General features: G+C 68.2%; 15 protein-coding genes and 2 pseudogenes. 4 read left to right on the top strand and 13 right to left on the bottom strand.

The window, feature by feature from the left end:
- The first annotated feature begins 418 nt into the window (after nucleotides 1-418).
- From I6A81_RS33400 to I6A81_RS33390, 3 genes are all read left to right on the top strand, one after another.
- Entirely contained in the window at nucleotides 419-1,018 is a 600-nt protein-coding gene (locus I6A81_RS33400; RefSeq protein ID WP_203004198.1) for a hypothetical protein, read from the top strand.
- A gap of 117 nt (nucleotides 1,019-1,135) precedes the next feature.
- Complete coding sequence (locus I6A81_RS33395; protein ID WP_203004197.1) at nucleotides 1,136-2,062, top strand: 5'/3'-nucleotidase SurE; 927 nt, start codon at nucleotides 1,136-1,138, stop codon at nucleotides 2,060-2,062.
- Nucleotides 2,063-3,978: 1,916 nt separating this feature from the next.
- Nucleotides 3,979-5,385, top strand: coding sequence for a site-specific integrase (locus I6A81_RS33390; RefSeq protein WP_307875093.1), 1,407 nt, complete (start codon nucleotides 3,979-3,981; stop codon nucleotides 5,383-5,385).
- A 371-nt stretch (nucleotides 5,386-5,756) separates the two neighbouring features.
- Here the strand turns inward: I6A81_RS33390 and I6A81_RS33385 are convergent, their stop codons facing one another.
- From I6A81_RS33385 to I6A81_RS33365, 7 genes and pseudogenes are all read right to left on the bottom strand, one after another.
- Nucleotides 5,757-6,161, bottom strand: a complete 405-nt coding sequence (locus I6A81_RS33385) for a type II toxin-antitoxin system VapC family toxin (protein WP_203004195.1) — start codon at nucleotides 6,159-6,161, stop codon at nucleotides 5,757-5,759.
- Entirely contained in the window at nucleotides 6,158-6,379 is a 222-nt protein-coding gene (locus I6A81_RS33380) for a hypothetical protein (RefSeq protein WP_203004194.1), read from the bottom strand. Before I6A81_RS33380 ends, I6A81_RS33385 begins: the two co-directional genes overlap by 4 nt.
- A gap of 174 nt (nucleotides 6,380-6,553) precedes the next feature.
- A complete protein-coding gene (locus I6A81_RS44265; RefSeq protein WP_238429486.1) occupies nucleotides 6,554-6,967 on the bottom strand; it encodes an integrase core domain-containing protein in 414 nt (137 codons plus the stop codon).
- Entirely contained in the window at nucleotides 6,901-7,608 is a 708-nt protein-coding gene (locus I6A81_RS33375) for a hypothetical protein (protein ID WP_238429485.1), read from the bottom strand. The genes I6A81_RS44265 and I6A81_RS33375 overlap by 67 nt, the downstream gene beginning before the upstream one ends.
- Nucleotides 7,609-7,691: 83 nt before the next feature.
- Nucleotides 7,692-7,968: pseudogene (locus I6A81_RS44260) on the bottom strand (DDE-type integrase/transposase/recombinase); the annotation flags it as partial.
- 159 nt (nucleotides 7,969-8,127) lie between these two features.
- Nucleotides 8,128-9,570: an acyl-CoA reductase gene (locus I6A81_RS33370; RefSeq protein ID WP_203004193.1), complete on the bottom strand. Its 1,443-nt coding sequence runs from the start codon at nucleotides 9,568-9,570 to the stop codon at nucleotides 8,128-8,130.
- Nucleotides 9,567-10,910, bottom strand: a complete 1,344-nt coding sequence (locus tag I6A81_RS33365) for a long-chain-fatty-acid--protein ligase (RefSeq protein ID WP_203004192.1) — start codon at nucleotides 10,908-10,910, stop codon at nucleotides 9,567-9,569. The genes I6A81_RS33370 and I6A81_RS33365 overlap by 4 nt, the downstream gene beginning before the upstream one ends.
- 128 nt (nucleotides 10,911-11,038) lie before the next feature.
- Here I6A81_RS33365 and I6A81_RS44255 point away from each other — a divergent pair, with 128 nt between their 5' ends.
- A complete protein-coding gene (locus tag I6A81_RS44255) occupies nucleotides 11,039-11,254 on the top strand; it encodes a hypothetical protein (protein WP_238429484.1) in 216 nt (71 codons plus the stop codon).
- Here the strand turns inward: I6A81_RS44255 and I6A81_RS46400 are convergent.
- From I6A81_RS46400 to I6A81_RS33335, 6 genes and pseudogenes are all read right to left on the bottom strand, one after another.
- A pseudogene (locus tag I6A81_RS46400) lies at nucleotides 11,206-11,996 on the bottom strand (zinc-binding dehydrogenase); the annotation flags it as partial. The gene I6A81_RS44255 and the pseudogene I6A81_RS46400 overlap by 49 nt on opposite strands.
- Nucleotides 11,997-12,174: 178 nt before the next feature.
- Nucleotides 12,175-13,083 (bottom strand): TIGR03564 family F420-dependent LLM class oxidoreductase, encoded by a 909-nt coding sequence (locus tag I6A81_RS33355; RefSeq protein WP_203004191.1) that lies wholly within the window; start codon nucleotides 13,081-13,083, stop codon nucleotides 12,175-12,177.
- Nucleotides 13,084-13,284: 201 nt separating this feature from the next.
- Entirely contained in the window at nucleotides 13,285-14,124 is an 840-nt protein-coding gene (locus I6A81_RS33350; protein ID WP_203004190.1) for a TauD/TfdA dioxygenase family protein, read from the bottom strand.
- Nucleotides 14,125-14,710: 586 nt separating this feature from the next.
- Nucleotides 14,711-14,890, bottom strand: coding sequence for a hypothetical protein (locus tag I6A81_RS33345; protein WP_203004189.1), 180 nt, complete (start codon nucleotides 14,888-14,890; stop codon nucleotides 14,711-14,713).
- A 411-nt stretch (nucleotides 14,891-15,301) separates the two neighbouring features.
- Nucleotides 15,302-16,066, bottom strand: a complete 765-nt coding sequence (locus tag I6A81_RS33340) for an SDR family NAD(P)-dependent oxidoreductase (protein WP_203004188.1) — start codon at nucleotides 16,064-16,066, stop codon at nucleotides 15,302-15,304.
- Between the two features lie 724 nt (nucleotides 16,067-16,790).
- Nucleotides 16,791-17,039 carry a hypothetical protein gene (locus I6A81_RS33335; protein WP_203004187.1) on the bottom strand — a complete coding sequence of 83 codons (249 nt, stop codon included), beginning with the start codon at nucleotides 17,037-17,039 and terminating at the stop codon, nucleotides 16,791-16,793.
- Nucleotides 17,040-17,941 lie beyond the last annotated feature (902 nt).

The raw sequence follows: 17,941 nt of genomic DNA, 5'->3' as shown, positions 1-17,941 counted from the left end.
GCCGCCGCCCGGTACCTGAATGATGAGTCCCGTGGTGCTGACCGGCCATTTCGCCGCGGCTCGCTCCTAGCATCAGGGGCAAGAAATCCGACGGGTTCGCGAGAACGCCGGCCGTGTACAGCGGCCAGCGAGAACGTGATTGCCCGCCGCCTGGTCCGCCATATCGGCCTGGCTCGATCCGGCCAAGGCCCTTCTTTCTCGCACCGACTACCGCCATTCGCAGCTGACAGGAGTCGTCCGCCTGGCCGAGGTCGACGGGCCGGCCCGGGCGGTCCTCGCGGCGGCGGAGGGCCTCACGCCCGAAGGCTGTGACGACGGCGTCCTCGCCGGATCGTGGAGTACCGCTGTCCCCAGGGTTACTCCCCGCAGCTGTCTCACGCTGCCGAAAAGCGCAGTGCAACTGACAGGAGAAGTGAACGTGAAGCGCATTCTCGCCCCCGTATCCCGCCGAGTCGGCACGGCGCTTACGCTCAGCGCCCTCGCGGTGGGCCTGGCCACCGCCGCGTGCAGCGCCGAGAGCACCAGCGACGCGGCCGCGCCGGCCGCGGCGACGTCCACCGCCCCGGCACCGGACGTGACCACACCGGGAACGCCGCAGCCGGTCGACGAAGCCGTCCCGACGGCCGGCGCGGCACTCGCCCAGGGCGCCTCGACGAACTGCGGCAACGGCTACGCCGGCGTCTGGGTGGCGAAGGACCCGGGCGCGTTCATCGCGAGCATCACGATCTCGCAGACCGACTGCGGCCGCCTCGACACCGCCCGGTTCCGGATCGTCTCCCGCCCCTGGATGGGCCTGGGGAGCAAATACACCGACTGGGGCTACGCCAAGAACATCAGCTGGGGCTACATGGGCACGTCGGTGACCCTGACCTACTACTTCCAGAGCGGCCTGGTCGAGAAGGTCTACATCCTTCCCGCGGCCAACGGCTCCACGCTCAGCGCCAAGAACACCGAGTACTACACCAACGGGACCAGCTCGACGCCCGGCACCGAGTACTACAACCGCTACGGCAGCTGACCACCGTCTCGCGCCCCGGGGTCTGGCGCGTCCAAGGGCGCCGGGCCCGGGGACGCGCGCCGCGGCGGCGTCCCCCCGCCGCGCGGCACGGCCCCAACTCACCCGTCAGGAGAGCACGTGTTCAGGAAGCCTGTCCGCCTGTCCGTCGCCATCGCCGCGATCCTGATCGGCGTCGTCGCTTGTCTGCCCGAGAACACGGGAACGGCCCCTCCCGCGCCCACCACGGTGCCACAGGGCCCAGCCACCGCCGCCGCCACCGATACGACCACCGGCGGAAGCGCTGGCGGCGATCGCGCGGGCGCCGGGCCCGCGACGGGGGGCACCATCGCGAGCCCGGCGAACAGCACGCTTGACGTGCTCGTCACGAGCGACGACGGGGTCGGTTCGGAGGGTATCGAGGCGCTCGTCCAAGGCCTGATCAGGGCGGGGGAAGACGGCACCGTACAGATCGTGGCGCCGGCCGCGAACCAGAGCGGAACCGGCGGACAGACGTCGGATGGCCCGGTCAACTACACCGTGAGCGATGCGTCCAACGGCACGCCCGTGACCGAGGTCAACGGCTTCCCGGCCGACGCGGTCAACGTCGCCCTCGACAACCTCGGAATGCGGCCGGACCTCGTCATCGCCGGCATTCACGAGGGCCAGTCCCTCGGCCCCGACGTCGACGAGTCGGGCACCGTCGGCGCGGCCCGCGCCGCCGCCCAGCGCGGTATCCCCGCCCTGGCCGTCAGCCTCGGGCTCGGCGACACCTACGACTACGCCCCCGCCGTGCTGCTGGTCCAAGACTGGATCTCCCAGAACAGAACGAACCTGCTCAACCCGCCCGAGACTCGCCAGACCATGGTGTCCAACCTCAACGTCCCCAACTGCTTCGCCGGTGGCAAGGTCCGCGGCCTGCTCGAAGTGGACACCGAACCGCAGATCAAGGACCCATCCGCCGCGCGACAGCTACAGGACTGCACCTCGACGAGCACCCCCGGCGACGAGGTCGGCGCCTTCAACGCCGGATACGCCACCATCACCCGGCTCTACGCGCGCCCATAGAACAGACCAGCACGCAGCCCGCCGTCCGACCCCACATCCGGCCCGCGACCCCGGCCACCGCCGCACTCGACGAGTACGCCCGCCACGTCAACGATCATCGCCCTCATCAAGGGGGCGACCGACGCCCGCCGAACCGCGACCGGGCCACCGTGACACCCCTCGACCGGCCCGATCCGCCGCCGCAAAATCCTCAGAGGCGTGATCAACGAGTACCGCCGAGCCGCCTGACCGAGTAGCGAAGCCGCAGGCCAGGCGCCCGACCGGGCTCTGGCACGCTACACCCCGACGCGTGGCACCCCTGTAGCGGGCCAGAACTCGACCTGAAACTGTGACCTACTGCCGAGTTCTTGCCGTTCGGCTAGGCGGCGCGGTGGAACTCCTGACGGTCCGGAATCACCACACCAAGATCCACATGTTGGCAACTACGTATCGTAACTATGGTGATCGACGCGGCGACGCTGGCAGTAACCGCGCCGCGGCGTCCGATGTGTGCTCAATGTGTGATCGGACGTTGTAGCATCGGCCGACACCCGAAAGCACGGCCCAACATCGTCTAGGGCCGTGACATGGACGTATGGGTAGCACGCGGCAGGTTCGGGCACCAGGAAACACCAGGGACGGCGACTTGTAATCGGGCGGCTAACAGGGTTCGAGTCCTGTTGTTGGCTCTCGATCGTAGGTACCCGTCCTGTGGCTCGGTGTGGTCGGTGAGGTGCTTTTTTTACTGGTGATCGTCGGCGTTCGACCGGGCTGGTTTCGTAGGCGGCCATGCGGGTCGCCTATTTTGAGTTTCTGTTCCTTGGAGGCTGTGTTCCGCTTTCTTGTCGGCATGGGATGTGGTCCTGTTCGGGTGTTCTGCCAGGGTCAGCTTCGGTCGTGTGCCGCGTTGGCCCGGGCGGTTTGAACGCCTGTTGCCGTGACTGCGGGCGCCGTGCCGTTTCTCGGAGCGAGGCACGGCGCCAGCGGTTCTGTGGGCTGATGGGCTGATGGGCTGATGGGCCAGGCTGTCTCACGGGAGCCGACGGGGCCGGGCGGGAGTGGGCAGATCCGTCGTGCTGCAGCACTGTTCGGGTACTCCGGTTCGGGGTCGCGCCTGGCCGTTGAGGTGCGTGCCTCGACTCTGCGGGGTCTTCGGCCGGTGGGGGGCGAACTGGCCGTGTTCAGGCCTGTCACCGGGGGTGTTGACGCGCGTTGGGGGAGCAGAATCGGTCTGAACTGGATCTGAGGACCGAGTCCGGATGGGGCTGGCGCTGATCTTTCAGATCGTTTTGAGATCACCTTCAGGCAGGGTGTCGTCTACTGGCGGCGCACTGCCTCGAGGCAGTGCCCGCGCCCGCCTACCCGTCCTGTTTGGGTTCGCGGCGCTGGGTGTGTCGCCGGTCGCCGAGGAAGGTCCGGGTTGCGAACCGTGCCCGACGGCGGGCGCCGCGTCACCCCACGGCCTGGTAACTCGGCGCCCGTATCCGGTCGCGCCGGACTGACGGTGGCTAGGTGCGATCGCTTGCTGAGCGGCTGGGTTCGGCGTCACCGTCCCCGAACCAGGAAACGGCCGTAGGCCTCCGACGACAGGAATATCAATGGGAAGTGGGCGATGTCCAAGATGGCGGCTTGACAGCAAAAAATCGGCGAGCGTAAATCGGCCAAGGAACAATCGTTCCCGGCTTGCTGCTAGCGGCCGGCCGGGCTGCCTACCGAACAGAAACGTGGGCTGACCCAAGTGCCGCCGATCTCTCGAACGGGCGGTCTGTTCGAGTGGCGGCCTCTTATCGCGCTGAAACGGTGGAGACTCTGACGTGCAGATTCAGACGGAAAGGCGCTGTGGTTGCCGCGACCCCGAAACTGGGAGGCAACTCGGTCAACGTTGCCCCAGGCTCAAGAACCGCAAGCCACACGGCAAGTGGTCCTGGCGGCTTGAGGTGCCGGACGAACTCGTACCCCTCGTCGGGAAGACGCAGCTTCGCGGTTCGGGGTTCGCCAGCGAGGAAGCAGCCAAACAGGACGCCGAGACGCAGCTGTCGAAGGTCCGGGCCGGCCGCAAGCACCTCGGCACCCTGACCACCGGCGACTACCTCGACCAGTGGCTGGCCGGCAAGCGGCGGCTACGTCCGACCACCCGGCGCAGCTACGAGACCCACATCCGGATCTACCTGCGGCCGCTGCTCGGCTCGGTTCCCCTGGCCGGACTCGACAAGACCCATATCGACGCGGCCTACCGGCGGATCGAGGCCGACGGCGCGAACAGGGCGCGGGCCGCCGGACCGGCGACCATCGCTCGCATCCACGCCACCCTGCGCGCCGCGCTGAACGACGCCGTGCGCAACCGGCGCCTGGACTTCAACCCGGCCGCCGGCGTCGAACTCCCCGAGCACGAGGCGTCCGAGGTCGAACCGTGGGACGCGCGCGATGTCGGCCGGTTCCTCGACGAAGCAGCCAAGGACCGGCTCGGACCGATGTACGAGCTGATGGCTCTGGCCGGCCTGCGCCGCGGGGAAGCCTGCGGCGCGACCTGGGATGGCCTCGATGAAACGGCCGGCGTCCTGGTCATCCGTCAGCAGATCGTCGAGTACGGCGGCACGTTCGCGGTCTGGCCCCCCAAGACCAAGTCGGGCAGACGTAAGGTCGACCTCGACGCGACCCTGCTCGGCTCGCTTGCCCTGCACCGCCTCGCCCAGGACGCCGAACGCGCCGTGGCCGGCGGAAGCTGGGACAACGGCATCCTGTCGAACCAGCACGGCAAGCCGGTGGCCCTGTCAGGTCTGATCTTCACCAAGCCCGACGGCCGGCACCTCGACCCGCAGTACGTCTCCAACCACATGCAGATCATCGCCCGCAACGTCGGCCTGTGCTGCACCATCTCCGCGGACGCCCCGGCCGGGGCGCTGACGATCGACGTCGGCCGCCGCCACGTGGCGCCCGAGCGGACGTGGACGGTCTACCGGGACCGCGAACCGGTCGGCCAGGTCACCGTGACCCGCTGCGCCCGCCGCCGCGGCGCCGGCGCCACCCTCACACTGACCGGGCGACTCGGCCTCGACCTCCGCAAGGGCGACGAACTTGGCGAGGACCTGCTGTCCAGAAGACGGCTGCACGACCTGCGGCATTCCTCCGCGTCGATCCAGCTCGACCAGGGCATCGACCTGACCCTCGTCTCCAAACGGCTCGGGCACTCGTCCACGACGATCACCGGCACGCTCTACGCCCACCTGCTGCGCTCGACCGGACAGCGCGCCGCCGAAACCGTCGCGAACGCGATCCCACGGCGTTTGCAAGATCACGCCCACTTGACGCCCACAACGATCACCAACGAAAAAGGCCGGCTCTAAGCCGGCCAGTTCCCGCAGGTCACCGACCTGCAATCGGGTGCGCCGCCAGGGACTTGAACCCCGAACCCGCGGATTAAGAGCGCGATAGGTCCTAGTTCGGATAGGGTTGTCGGAGATCGTTGCCTGCCGCAAAGTCCAGTAATTTCAGGGCCTTCCACGGCCCGCCCTGCCGTCCGGTGTCGAGCCGTGCCGGGTTCGGCCGGGAGGTCTCCACCCACATTTCACCCACAATGATCTTGGATGTGGGTGGCCGGTGGTCTGAGCCGTGCGCGGCGCTCCAGTGTCCGCCGGGTCTGTGGCATCGAGTCAAGCTGGCCGATCTTGACCGTGGATTTGTGATCAAGGCGCCTGGTCGCTTGGCCCGGCTGCCCTCAGGGCAGCAGCGCGATCGGTTTCTTGAGGCGGACGACGGAGAAGTGCCGTCGGTCGAGGGTCGCGATGGCGTCGGCGCCGAGCCGTTCGGCGACCGCGAGGACCGAGGCGTCTACGGCGCCGAGTGGGAAGTCGCTGTACTTCTCGACCAGCTCGACCATCCGGTCCAGGTCCTGGCGGGCCAGCGGGATCAGGCTGATCTGTCCAGTGCCGATGGAGCGCAGGAAGGCGGCCTCGGCGCGGGTGCCCTTCTCACGTTCGAGCATGAAGCAGACCTCGGTCAGCACCGGGTAGGGGACGAGCAGTGGCTGGGGTGTACGCCGCATCAGTGCGACGCTGCGGGCGTGGTGGTCGTCGTCGGCGTCCGCGGCGGCGATCAGTGGCCCGGTGTCCCAGACGATCACTCGGGGTCGCGCCCCAGTTCCTCGCGCAGGATCTCGCCAGAGCGGGCGGCGAGGTCACCCTTGCCGCTGGACAGCGCGCCGACGAAGTCCGGCAATGGCCATTCGTCACCGCCGTCCTCAGCCGGCGCGCTCTCGCGCACGAGGGCGAGGATCGGCGCCACCTGCGACTCTGGCAGGCGGTCGATCAGCCTGTGCAGCTCGTCCCGCAGGATGCTCACCCGTCCAGGATACGACCATCGCCCTAACCAGCCACCGTGATCCACTCACGCAGACCTGGTGAAGGTGCGTCGGTCCCACCAGAAGGTCCAGGGCGTCGCCGCCGGCAGTTGGTAGCACCCACGGCGACGACCCTGAAGGATGAAAGTATGCGATTCCGCTGGTCAGGAGCTTGATCAGGAGGCTCGTTGGTATTCGTGGAGGAGGCCGCCGAGGCGGTCGGTGCGTCTGATCGGGCCGCTCGGATCGCCGACTGAGGCCGGCCGATCGGGGATGTCGAGGTCAAGGCCGCGGTGGGGCCGAGCCGTGTTGTAGTGCTCGACGTAGATCGACAGCACCTGTTCCGCGTGGCGGCGGTTCCAGATCAAGGTGCAGTCCAGGCACTCGGCGCGGACGGTTCGCACCCAGCGTTCGGCGAAGGCGTTGACGCGCGGAGCCTGGACTGATGTCTTGAGGATCCGGATGTCCTCGTCGGCGAAGACATCGTCGAAGCCGGCGACGAACTTGGTGTCCCGGTCTCGGATCAGGAACTTGTACGGTCCGCCCTCGCCGAGCTGGTGGGTGAGGTTGCGGCCTGCTGGGTGACCCATGCTGTGGTCGGGTGGGCGGTGACACCGGCGAGCCAGACGTGGCGGCGGTCGAGGCTGATGAAGAACAGCACGTACAGCCTGGCCATCGTGACGGTGTCGACGGTGAGGAAGTCGCAGGCCAACACTCCTTGGGCCTGGGCGCGCAGGAACTGCGACCAGTTCGGACCTGCCGTGCGCCGGGGTGCTGGGCCGAGGCCGTGGTGACGCAGGACGGTGCGGACCGAGGTGGCCGAGACCTGGACGTTCAGCTTGCGGCACTCCCCGACGATCCGCAGGTAGCCCCAGCGGGGATTCTCCCGGGCCAGCCGGAGCATTAGCTGTACCGTCGCGTCCTCCAGACGGCGCCCACGGCGCTGCTGCGGGTAGGTCCAGCGTCGGCGGACGAGTTCGCGGTGCCAGCGCAACAGCGTGGCGGGAGTGACGAGGAACGCCGACCAATGCGGGCGGGGGAGGAGTTGGGCGAGCGTGGCCAGCAGCATCCGATCGGACGGGGTGTACCGCGGGCGAGCGACCTGCCGGCGTAGTACGGCCAGTTGGTGGCGTAGGACGGCGATCTCAACATCCTTCTCGTCCGCCCGGTGGCCGAGACCGAGGACTGCGAGCAGCCTGCGCACCAGCAGGAACACGACGGTCGACGCCATGCCCTCATGATCTACGACGTGCTATCCGCCCTGCTCAGAGGCCCTGACCGTCTACTTGCACCCCACAGGGTCTGTGGCTACCGCCGGCCCGTGAACCGGCGAGCCGCAGTCTGGTCCCGCCGTGTGCTGGCGAGCACCTCGATGACCTGGCCGAGCTGGTCGACGACCCCACAGATGTCCCCACCGGTCGGCGGTGTTGACGCGGGTCGCGTCGACGAACCAACGACCGGCCGGACTGCGCAGGCACGACCGGGCAGCATCGGCCAGCACAGGCGTGAACCGCTGCACTCAGCGGTAGAGGATCACACGGCCGACGGTGATGGCGCGCTCGGCCGGTAGCTCCTCGATGTCCCGGTACGACGTCCCGGTGACGAGAGATCGTCACGCCGGGATCTGTGGGAGCCCGGGGATGCGATCCCCCCGGGCTACCCGACCCTACAGGCAGTGACCCATCATTCGATCATGCCCGATTGTCGGGGCGGGCAGCGGGCAGCGGCGCGGGCGACAGTGGCTTCTGGTCTACCGCTCGATGTCGTCGTCGCCCATCCAGTGGACGAACCGCTGCAGCGCGAACATCGCGTCGTGGGGGCCTCCTGGGACGTGCATGTTGGCTGTGCCGACGCGGCAGACGCGCTGGGCGCCGGCGCTGGCCAGGGCGTCGCGTAGTTCGGTCTTGCGGTCCCAGGGATAGACGCCGACGGTCTGGGTGGCGACGGTGACGTGGGCGAGGGCGTCGCGCAGTGAGGGCACGATGACGACGTTGGAGGTCTTGTTGGCGGGGTGGAAGTCGACGGGCTGGTCGGACAGGACGACCAGGCCGCGGCCGTCGAACCCGCCCCACATGGCGAGTTCGCCCATGGTGACCATGACCTCGACCTCGTCGCGGAGGTCGGCGGCGGGGGGCGGTGCCTGCGCGGAGGCGAAGGTCCGGTCGACGGCCAGTCGGTCCGCCAACTCGGCGCAGAAGCCCTCGACCTGTGCCCGCTCGCCCTCGATGAAGACGAAGCGGCTGGCCAGGCATGCCTCCTGGTTGTAGACGGTGGTGTCCTCGGCGACCCGTTCCGCGACCTCGGCGACGGTTTCGGGGGAGGCGAACGCCTCCCGGCCGACCAGCGAGATCGATGACTTCGGGTCGAAGGAGATCAGCTGGATGCCTGGTCCGAGGTACTTGATGACGTTCATGATGGCTGGGCCGCCGCCCCAGGCGACGATCCGGTCGAAGAACTGGGGCCGGTAGAGGGTGCTCTCGATGGTCTCGTCGCCGCCTTGCCAGTAGACCGCGGACATCGACCGCACGACCGGGTGGGCTGGGTCGAGTTCGGCCATGGTTCGCAGGACGGCCACGGTGGTGAACGGGTCGCTGGATGGCATCTTGAACAGGTTGATGGCCTTGACCAGCGCGCCTTGGGCGATCGAGGCGATGCAGCCGGCGGGGGCGTTGCCGGCCAGCATGTGCACCATGCGGGGTGGGAACGCGCGCAGGTGGCCCCGGTTGCCGCGCCGGTCGGTCCGGGTCACCCAGCCGTCCAGTGCCTGCGGGCCGCCGAAGTTCGAGGTGACCATCGACTCCAGCGAGGCGCGGGAGAGCAGTTCGGGCGCCGTGCGGTACAGGTTCTCGACGACGCGGCGGGGCAGCGGGTTGGTCGCCGCGAGCAGTTCCAGGCAGGCCCGCATGTGCGGGTTGCGGTCGAACGCGAGCGCGTGGCCGGTCTCCACGAGGAAGTCGATGATCTCGGAGACCTTGACGCCCAGCAGCGGTGGCAGTTCGGAGCGGGGGGTGACCACCTGGTCCAGGTCGAGCGCGGGGGTGGTGAAGTCCGCGCCCAGATCGCGGGAGGTGTGCCGGACGTCCTGTCCCTCGACGAGGGCGCCGCGCACGAAGAACGGCGCGGTGGCGATGCCGGCCGGGGTCCCTGCCGGATCGACGGAGCTCGCGGAGTCGATCGGGGAGGTCCGATTCATACCGTTCCCCGGACGTAGGCGTCGATCGTGCCGGCACAGCTGATCTTGTCGCCGCTGGCGAGATCCGAGAACCGCACGATCTCCGGGCCGATCGTCGGGCCCTGGTGCCCACAGGCGCAGGGTCGGAAGTCGATGGCGATCCGGTCACCGGAGATGATCCCGCCCCAGCGGCCGTCCAGTGACAGGTCGAGGAAGGCGGCCCTGGCCTGGATCTCACCGCCGGTGGCGTCGAGGAGCCGCTCTCCCGGTTCGTCCAACGGGAGCGCGATGACCCATGGGGCTACGTGGTAGCGGCCGGCGCCGCAGCGCGGGAACGGCGTGTTGAGCTCCTGCATGGAGTACAGGTGGAAGACGCGCCGCTCCGAGACGTTGAACGTTTCCAGGATCACCTCGCGGTAGTCCGGCGGTAGTGTCACGCCCTTGAGGCCGCCGCCGGTCAGCACCGCGTTGTCCGGATGAAAGGCCCTGCCGGCGAAGCCCTGCTCGCGCACCGCCAGAGCGAGCGGGTACAGGCTGGGGAAGAAGCCGGTGAGCAGCAGCTTGTGTTCACGGGACTTGATGAGGGTCTCCACGGCGTCCGCCTGCGCGGCGTCGAGCCCGGCCTGGCGCTCGCCGCTCAGCCGCTCGAACTCGGCGATCTCGGCCGCGCGGGCGCTCCCCTCGGCGATCCGCCGGCGCAGCAGGATCATCGCCATGGTCGACCCCACGGTGATCGGCGGGACCGGTAGTTGGTACGGCTCCTCGGTCGCGGATCCGTACGCGTCGATCATCGCCTGGCGGATCCGTTCGTTGCGGGTGACGTTCATCCGCGGGCCCAGCCCGAAGAACTTCCGGTCGCCCGCCGGCGCGATCCCGGTCGCCCAGGCGAACGCCGACACGCCCGCCCGCGACGAGAACGCCAGATCCGCCTCGGTCGCGCCCAGCATCGCGGGCTTGCCCGTCGTACCGGACGAGCAGGCCACGAACCGCCCCTCGGCCTCGAGCCGAGCGATCCACGCGTCGAGCCCGTCCACCCCCGCGAAGCTCCCGCCGCCGGCATAGGTCGACACCGTCGCCAACCACCGCGCCATCCGGTCCCACTGGCCGCCCGCCAGCCACGACTCGCCATAGCTCTTGTACGTGTTGTGCGCGAACAGCAACGGCACCAGGTCGGCCGGCCTCGTGATCCTGGTCAGACCACTGCTGGCCAGCCGGTTCCTCAGCAGCGGAATCCGCGCCGCGTGCGTCTCGAGCCGCTCATTGGCCGCGTCGAGCTGCAGCGGCAGCAGCTCCTCGACCGGCCGATCGTGGCGATCAGCCACGTCCCGGAGACGGAGTAATTGCTCAAGCGCCGAAGCCATGAGGCCTCCCACGAAACGAGTCTGGGCTTGGAGAGGGGGCGCCGCGTCACTGCTGGGCGCCCGACCAGCATCCGATAACTAGACCCACCGGTCAAGTTTTCGTATCCGGCAAACCTCCGGATCTTTAAGTGATCGACCTGATGCGGAAAGACAAGGCACCGCTCGTCGCGGATCGGCGCCCAACACATGGTTCGGTCACCATCAACAACGAGGGCATGCTCGACGCGACGAAGGTGGCAATGTCCCCAGCACGGCCCCCGCACCGCCGAGTCGACCTGCCCGGGCCGCTGCACCAGATGGCCAGCAGCGTCTTGATCACGCAGCGTTCGCCTATGGTCCGGTAGCCCTCAGCAGCGTCGTCGAGGGGCACGGTCAGGTTGAAGACCTTGCCCGGGTCGATCTGCCGACGCCAGATCAGATCGATCAACTCGGGCAGGAAACGGCGCACCGGGGGGTTCGCCGTGCAGGTGCACGCCGGCGAAGAACAGCTCCTCGCCAGGCAACCGCACGTTGTAGGCGACACCGGCGTAGCCGACGTGCCCACCGGGACGGGTAGACCGAATGGCCTGCATCACCGACTCCGTCGTGCCGACGGCCTCAATCACCGAGTGCGCCTCAAGCCCACCGGTGAGCTCCTTGATCATGGAGACGAACTCGCGGGCCAACGCCTGCCGATCGGCGTGCCGGCTCATCGCGATGACTCGCTCCGCGCCCAACTGGCGGGCGACCAGCACCCCGAGCAGGCCGATAGCGCCGTCACCCACGACCGCCACCGTCTTGCCCGGCCCCGGCCCCGGCCCCGGCCGCGCCGCGACGCGGCGAACCATCCGGTGCCCGGCACGTCGGAGGCAGCGAGCGGGCTCGGGACCCAACTCCGCTGGTGGCATCTCCGGGAATGGCGACCGACATCCCGTCCGCGAGCGGGATACGTGCCAGCTCGGCCTGCGTCCTGATCGCGCCCATCAGGACGGTGTTCACACAGCGGATCTGGTGACCGGTCTGGCAGATCTCGCGAGTGTTGTCCGACCCGAAGAACGACCCGACGACGAACTGCCCGGGCTCGATGGTCCTGACCGCGCTGCCGACCTATTCGACGACGTCGAGCTACCTATGCACCATCGGGGCGGGGCCGTCGAGGACGTCCACACCGCGCCCTGGGCCGTCGGTTATACGACGTCCGCGGGCGATGGATCCACCCAGATATGGTCAGCCAAGGTCCGCGGCGAGCGCCGCCGTTCATGCGATGGCCCGTCCCGCTGGGATCTCAGCCCGTGAGGGTGGCCAACAGGTCCATCGTGCGTTGCCGCGACGCACGACGATCGGGACCGACCGGCACGATGAACACCTGGATGTCAGTCGCGCCCGCATCGAGCAGCCCTTGGAGTTGTTGGGTCACGCTCTTCTCGTCACCGAGGATGGCTGCGTCGGCCGCGGTCTCGGCGCCGCCGATCTCCATGATCCGGCGGTAGTTCGGCAGACTCTCGTACACCATCGATGTCGCGGCCGTCGCGGCGCGGGCCTCGGCGAGGTCGTCGTGCACCGCCACCGGCAGACCGGCGACGATTCGTGGCTCGGGCCGTCCCGCGTTCGACGCGGCGGCCCGCAGCCGGGGCGCGACATGGGTCTCGATCGCCTTCGTCGGCGCCATGAAGAGGACGACGCCGTCGGCCAGTTCGCCGGCAACGCGCAGGAGCCGCGGACCGAGGGCGGCCAGGAGCACCGGTACCGGCTGTTTCGTCGGTACTCGTGCGCCTCGCGCGGTCCAGTCCGATCCCTCGAAGGTCACCGTCTCGCCACGCAGTAGGCCGGCCAGGATTTGGATGTACTCCTCCGTGTTGCGACCAGGGTGGTCGTACGACAGGCCGTACATACCGCTGACGAGCGGTCCGTGTGAGGGTCCGATGCCCAGGGTGAAGCCGGGCCGCCCCATCGCTTCGGCGACCGCGGCGGCGCGGTTCGCCTGAAGGACGGGATGGCAGGGATACGTCTGCAGGACCGCGGTCCCCAGCTCGATCGTGGAGGTTTCGCGTCCCGCAACCGCCATCGCAGCGAGCGGGTCGCCGAGGGCCGTGCTGTCATACCAGACGGAGCTGAAGCCGTCCCGCTCGGCCGCCTTGGCCTGCTCGACGAGTTTGTCGGCGTTGGCCGGTCGCCCCGTTAGTCCAATCCTCATGTGTCGGTACCTTTCAGCTGCGTAAGCGTCTTTTCAGGGCTGAAATCCGGCGAAGGCGTCGATGGCCACGTATGGATCCAGAAGAGCCGCTCTTGGTCCACGTCCCAGAGCGGTCCTTCGACCATCGTCATCCGTGACTCGTTCACGACGCGCGTTCCATGACAGGTGCCCGCTGCCCGCGTCTCCCCGCGTAGGTCGCCCCTACAGTGTGGTGACGAGTTCCTGGCCTACGAGTGTGGTGCGGTGCATCAGACGGGACGAGGTCGGCTGGAACGGCAGCGCTCGGTGGAGCATCCCAGTGTTGTCCCAGACCACGAGGTCGCCGCGGCGCCAGTGATGGCGCAGCGTGAACCGCGGCTGGGCCGACCACGCGAGCAGGCGGTTGAGCAGTTCCCTGCTCCGGTCGGCGCGCCAGCCGACGACCGCGCCTGCAGTCGCCCCGATCAGCAGGGACCTGCGTCCGTTGCGGCGGGTCCATACGAGCGGATGCACCCTCGAGGGCACCTTGTCCCACCCGGCCCGCTGCTTGTCGGTGGCGTCGGGGTAGGCGACGCGCTGGGCGGCGGCGAAGCTGTGCACCACCTGTAGATCGGCGATCTCGGCCTTCTCCTCGTCGGAGAGCTCGGCGTAGGCGGCGTAGGTGTTGGCGAACTCCGTGTCCCCGCCGGCGGGGTCGACCTCCCGGGCGGTGAGAAGCGTCCCCTTCTGCGGGAGTTCGTCGGTGGCGCCATCGATGTGCCACAGGAAGTTCCCCTGGCGGTAGCCGGCCAGCACGCTCTTCGTCGGGTCGAGGGTGATCCTGGCGATCTCGGAGTGCTCGCCGGGGTCGTTGACCTTGGGGACCACGACCTCCCCCAGCATGCGGCTGAAGGCGACCAGGTCGGTGTCGTCGATGTGAACCTCTCGGTACACGACGACACCGTGCTGGTCCAGCGCCGCCTGGCAGTCCTTGGTCGCCGTCCGGTCCACGAGATCCCGACCGGTAAGTCCGGTAATCTCGACACCGATCCTCGGCGACAGCTGGGTGACGCTGATAGACATGACTTCCTCCGGCTCTTCGAGCGGTGGCACAGCGATCGGCGGTCGGAGCGCGCACGCGCTCACGTCCTCGCGGCATCTGGGCGTCGGCTGGGCGCTTCCACGGCCCTCCCCGTGATCGCGTCCAGATGGCACCCTGGCCAACCGGTGCTTTACGTTCGTATCACAGGTCGTGGCGACGATGCGGTACGTCCGTATCGCACGTCGCATGAGCCCGGCCTTACCGGCCGGTGCCCGCCATGGGCGACGGCCAGCGCGGCTCACGCCGGTGACGGGACATGATCCGTGGGAACGGCTCGATGGTAAGGTCGCCATCATCACCGGGGCTGGCGTGGGCGTTGGACGCGCGACTGCCCAGTTCTTCGGCACAGGAACTGTCCAACCTTGCTGCGAGCAGCCTGGATCACCTGATCGGCGTCATCGGGGCGGCGGTCAGACATATCTGTTACCGCCCCGACCTGCCCTGGATTTTCTCACCGCAACCGAGTTCCGGCTCGACCCCTGGCAGCCACCTCGCGAGTTCCGCGTTTGGTATACACCTCGGCGATCAAGCCCCGCGGTCCTGGTTCGACTATCAATCGCCCAGCAGCTAATTCATCTGTTCCGGGGTGATCGGGTCACCGCATAGCGGCGCGGCGTTGAACAGCGGAACAAATTCGCTACCCTCGGGGTTGACCTGGACGACGCTGTAGCAGGAGTTGGGCTCCTTGTAGTTCGTGCTCAGGTCGACCTCGGTTGGGGTAAGGCCGGCGCCTGGGTAGTTCGGCACCTTCCGCAATTCGGAGATTAACGCCTCTCGGGTGGGGGCACTCGCCGGCGAGCTTGAGGCCCTCGATAAACAGGTCGGCGGCGACGTAGCCAGCGACGGCCATGTCGGTGTTCGCTGGCTGGGCCTGGCTGGGCCTGGCTCGGTCGGTCGGCTCGGGTCTCGCCTGGAACGGGTTGGTTATCGGTGTGACGAGGCCAGCAAGACCATCCTCGCGACGTGGCGAAACGCGAGTAACCTTGGCCCATCCGCTGCGCGTGGCACTGTCCCGTCAGCGTCACCTGACGGACTGCAGCCAGTTGATCGTTCACGGTGGCTGGGATCGCGGATTCGACCTCGGTGAATCCGCGACCCTAGCGAACGCCCGCTGCGATCTCGGGTGATCGTCAGTGGCGGACTTGCGGTGCGGCGACGCTATCGCATGGTCACTCCACCATCGACCGAGAACGTCTGCCCGTTGACCCATTCGGATAGGTCCGAGAGCAGGAACGCGACGAGGGCCCCGATGTCGTCGGGCTCACCGTGGCGTCGCGCGGGTGTTACTGCGAGAATCGCGTCCCGAAAATCCTCCGGCAGGCTCAGTTTCGCCATCTCTGTCAGGACCAGGCCGGGCGCCACGCCGTTGGCGCGTATCCCCTCTTTGCCGTATCTGCTGGCGACGTGCCTGGTGAGGGCACCGATCCCGGCCTTCGTCGCCGAGTAGGCGACCTTGTCGGCCATGCCGCCGAACGCGGCGCCGGACATCGTGTTGACCACGGATCCGCCGCCGGTGGCGATCATGTGGGGGAGTGTGTGCCTGAGGGTCAGAAGATAGCCGGTGAGGTTGACGTCGAGGGTGCGCTGCCAGGCGGCGAGGTCGATGTCGATCACATTGGTGTCGCGGCGGACCTCGTCAGGATGGACGTTGGCCGCGACGTTGAACAGGCCGTCAATGCGGCCGTACTCGCCGACTGCGAGATCGACTTGGCGCTTGACCTGGGACTCGTCCGAGATGTCCACCACTACCGCGATCCCGTTGCCTCCGGCGTCCTTGGCGGCTCGTACCACGCTTTCGGCCGAGGCTTCGACGACGTCACCGACGACGACTGTCGCTCCGCCGGCTCCCAGGAATTTCGCCGCCGCGGTGGCCAGACCACCGCCGCCGGCGAAGATGATGACCTTGTCCTTGAGTCCTTCCATGCGTCTCTCCTTGTGAAGTAGGTTGCCGAGACTCGGTGCCGTTCCGAGTCCCAGTCGCTCTTCCTGTGCTGTCGGCAGTGCCGATCTGCGTGAGCGTCCGTGCCCGCGCCGTGCCGCACCGGCGCCGTTGGCAGAGTGCATGTCGTGGCTGTTGGCTGTCTGGTGCCGACGATCCCGAATCCGAGCAGGAGGTCGCCACCAGGGCGACCGCCACGGCCGGACAGGCCGACAGCCGCCCTAACCGGGACGCGGTTCTGCCGGTTTTGGCATGTGGAACTCCTCTGTGCGGCATGGGCGGGGGGTGGGGCTTGGCAGCCCGTTCGCCGAGACCGGCCGCGTAAATCAAGCCCTTGGACGCGCATAGTGAGAGCGCCAAAAAGGTCAATTCCCGAGAGCGGCGAGCGCTGAAGGCCGACGCCGGTATGGGTCTTTTGTGATCAGACCCGCATGCGACGAATCGCCGATGGGCAGTTGCGTCTCGTACCCGCAGACGCACCCTCGCTGTACCTGTCCGCGAGATCGCGGCCACCCTCGGTCAGGTCTGTGCGGTTCAAGGCGCCATCAAGGGACAAGCTCCAACAGCCGGCTGCCGCGACGGGCTGATGATCGGACCTTTCTCGGCCATCTCGTCGACGGCGCGCGGCCGTGCCGTATCGAACCGACTCCAGCGCCCGGTGAAGCCGCGAGACCTCGTCGGTGCGAGCGTCGCGGCCGGTCACGTGTCCTACACCTGCGCGGCGCCGACGGTGGAAGCGCTGTTGGCTACCGGCAGAAGTCTTGGGCTGTCGATGACCGGCCAGAACTGAGAGGGACTGTCGTCGTGGTCTCGGGTGCATTTCAGGTGGGTCGGGTGACGGTACGTCAGGGTGCGGGACAAGGCATTGTCGGCGACCGTCGGATCGGTCACGAAACGCCGTTTGGCGATCTTCCAGGTATGGTTGTGTCGCCCGAACTCGCTGTCGGTCATGGTCACGCCCCAGCTGTGTTGTCAATGGCAGGTGCTCCTCTGTCATCGCTGTTCGGCTGCTTGACGTCACCACCTCGTCGCACGCCACTCCCCGCGCGAGCAGAGTGACACCAATCAGCCCAAGTCCTCCCTACGGTTAGGACGCAGACCTGAGTGGCGAAGATCTCGGTAGCGCGGGAGCACCATACAATCGTATAACAGCGAGTGTCTAGACCCTGGAGTTCTGATCTCGCCTCCGGATGATGCCCTCGGTGCTCCGCGGTCCACTCGGCTCCTGTAGCTGCTGGGCCACCGAAGGCGCCGAGCCCGACAAGATCGTCAAGCGGGTGCGGAGGTGAGGCCGGCGAGTTCACCCGGCCGCTGGTCGCCACCCCCCGCTGTTGGCGACTCGCGGGGTGCAATGGCCCTGACCGGGCGGGACATCTCCATCCCAGACGAGGAGATCGTGTTCGCGGTCCTCGAGTCCCTGGGGGTCATGTTCGCCCCAGGCGGGTGCGACCAGGAGGCGCGTGTCGCGTCCCCCACCGCACCACCGACCTCCTCCGTGAATCTGCGCTAGCCGTCGTGCGGCAGGGCACCGGTGTCCTCGAGGTAGCCATGCCTGCCGGCACGACGTTGCCGGTGGCAGCGCGGGCCGTTCGCGAGGGGCGGGCCCTGCCGGGAGCGGCGTTGAGCGCCCTCGCCCTCCCGGGCTCCCGGCGCCGCCTCAGGCCGCGGTGTCGAGTGGTGTGACGGTCAGCCGTCTTCGACGAGCACGGGCACCGTCTGCCGCCGCACCCCATGGTCTACGGCCCCGCAATCCTAGAGAGGCACCAGCGTTGGTGGGGTTGTTAGTCCTTGGCTGGGTTGGCCTGTGCGGTGTGCAGGTCGTCGTCGAGGTCGAACGCGAGTGCCCGCATCAGGAAGGC

Source organism: Frankia nepalensis (assembly GCF_016786325.1).
GTDB lineage: Bacteria > Actinomycetota > Actinomycetes > Frankiales > Frankiaceae > Pseudofrankia > Pseudofrankia nepalensis.
The sequence above is the reverse complement of the archived record's forward strand: the minus strand, read 5'-3'. Positions and strand labels throughout refer to the sequence as shown.

What these genes read in the sequence shown, in the direction of transcription:
- I6A81_RS33375 (WP_238429485.1), bottom strand. Translation starts at nt 7,608, where the DNA reads ATGGCGTCGACCGTCGTGTTCCTGCTGGTGCGCAGGCTGCTCGCAGTC.
- I6A81_RS33370 (WP_203004193.1), bottom strand. Translation starts at nt 9,570, where the DNA reads ATGAATCGGACCTCCCCGATCGACTCCGCGAGCTCCGTCGATCCGGCA.
- I6A81_RS33355 (WP_203004191.1), bottom strand. Translation starts at nt 13,083, where the DNA reads ATGAGGATTGGACTAACGGGGCGACCGGCCAACGCCGACAAACTCGTC.
- I6A81_RS33350 (WP_203004190.1), bottom strand. Translation starts at nt 14,124, where the DNA reads ATGTCTATCAGCGTCACCCAGCTGTCGCCGAGGATCGGTGTCGAGATT.
- I6A81_RS44265 (WP_238429486.1), bottom strand. Translation starts at nt 6,967, where the DNA reads ATGGGTCACCCAGCAGGCCGCAACCTCACCCACCAGCTCGGCGAGGGC.
- I6A81_RS33340 (WP_203004188.1), bottom strand. Translation starts at nt 16,066, where the DNA reads ATGGAAGGACTCAAGGACAAGGTCATCATCTTCGCCGGCGGCGGTGGT.
- I6A81_RS33365 (WP_203004192.1), bottom strand. Translation starts at nt 10,910, where the DNA reads ATGGCTTCGGCGCTTGAGCAATTACTCCGTCTCCGGGACGTGGCTGAT.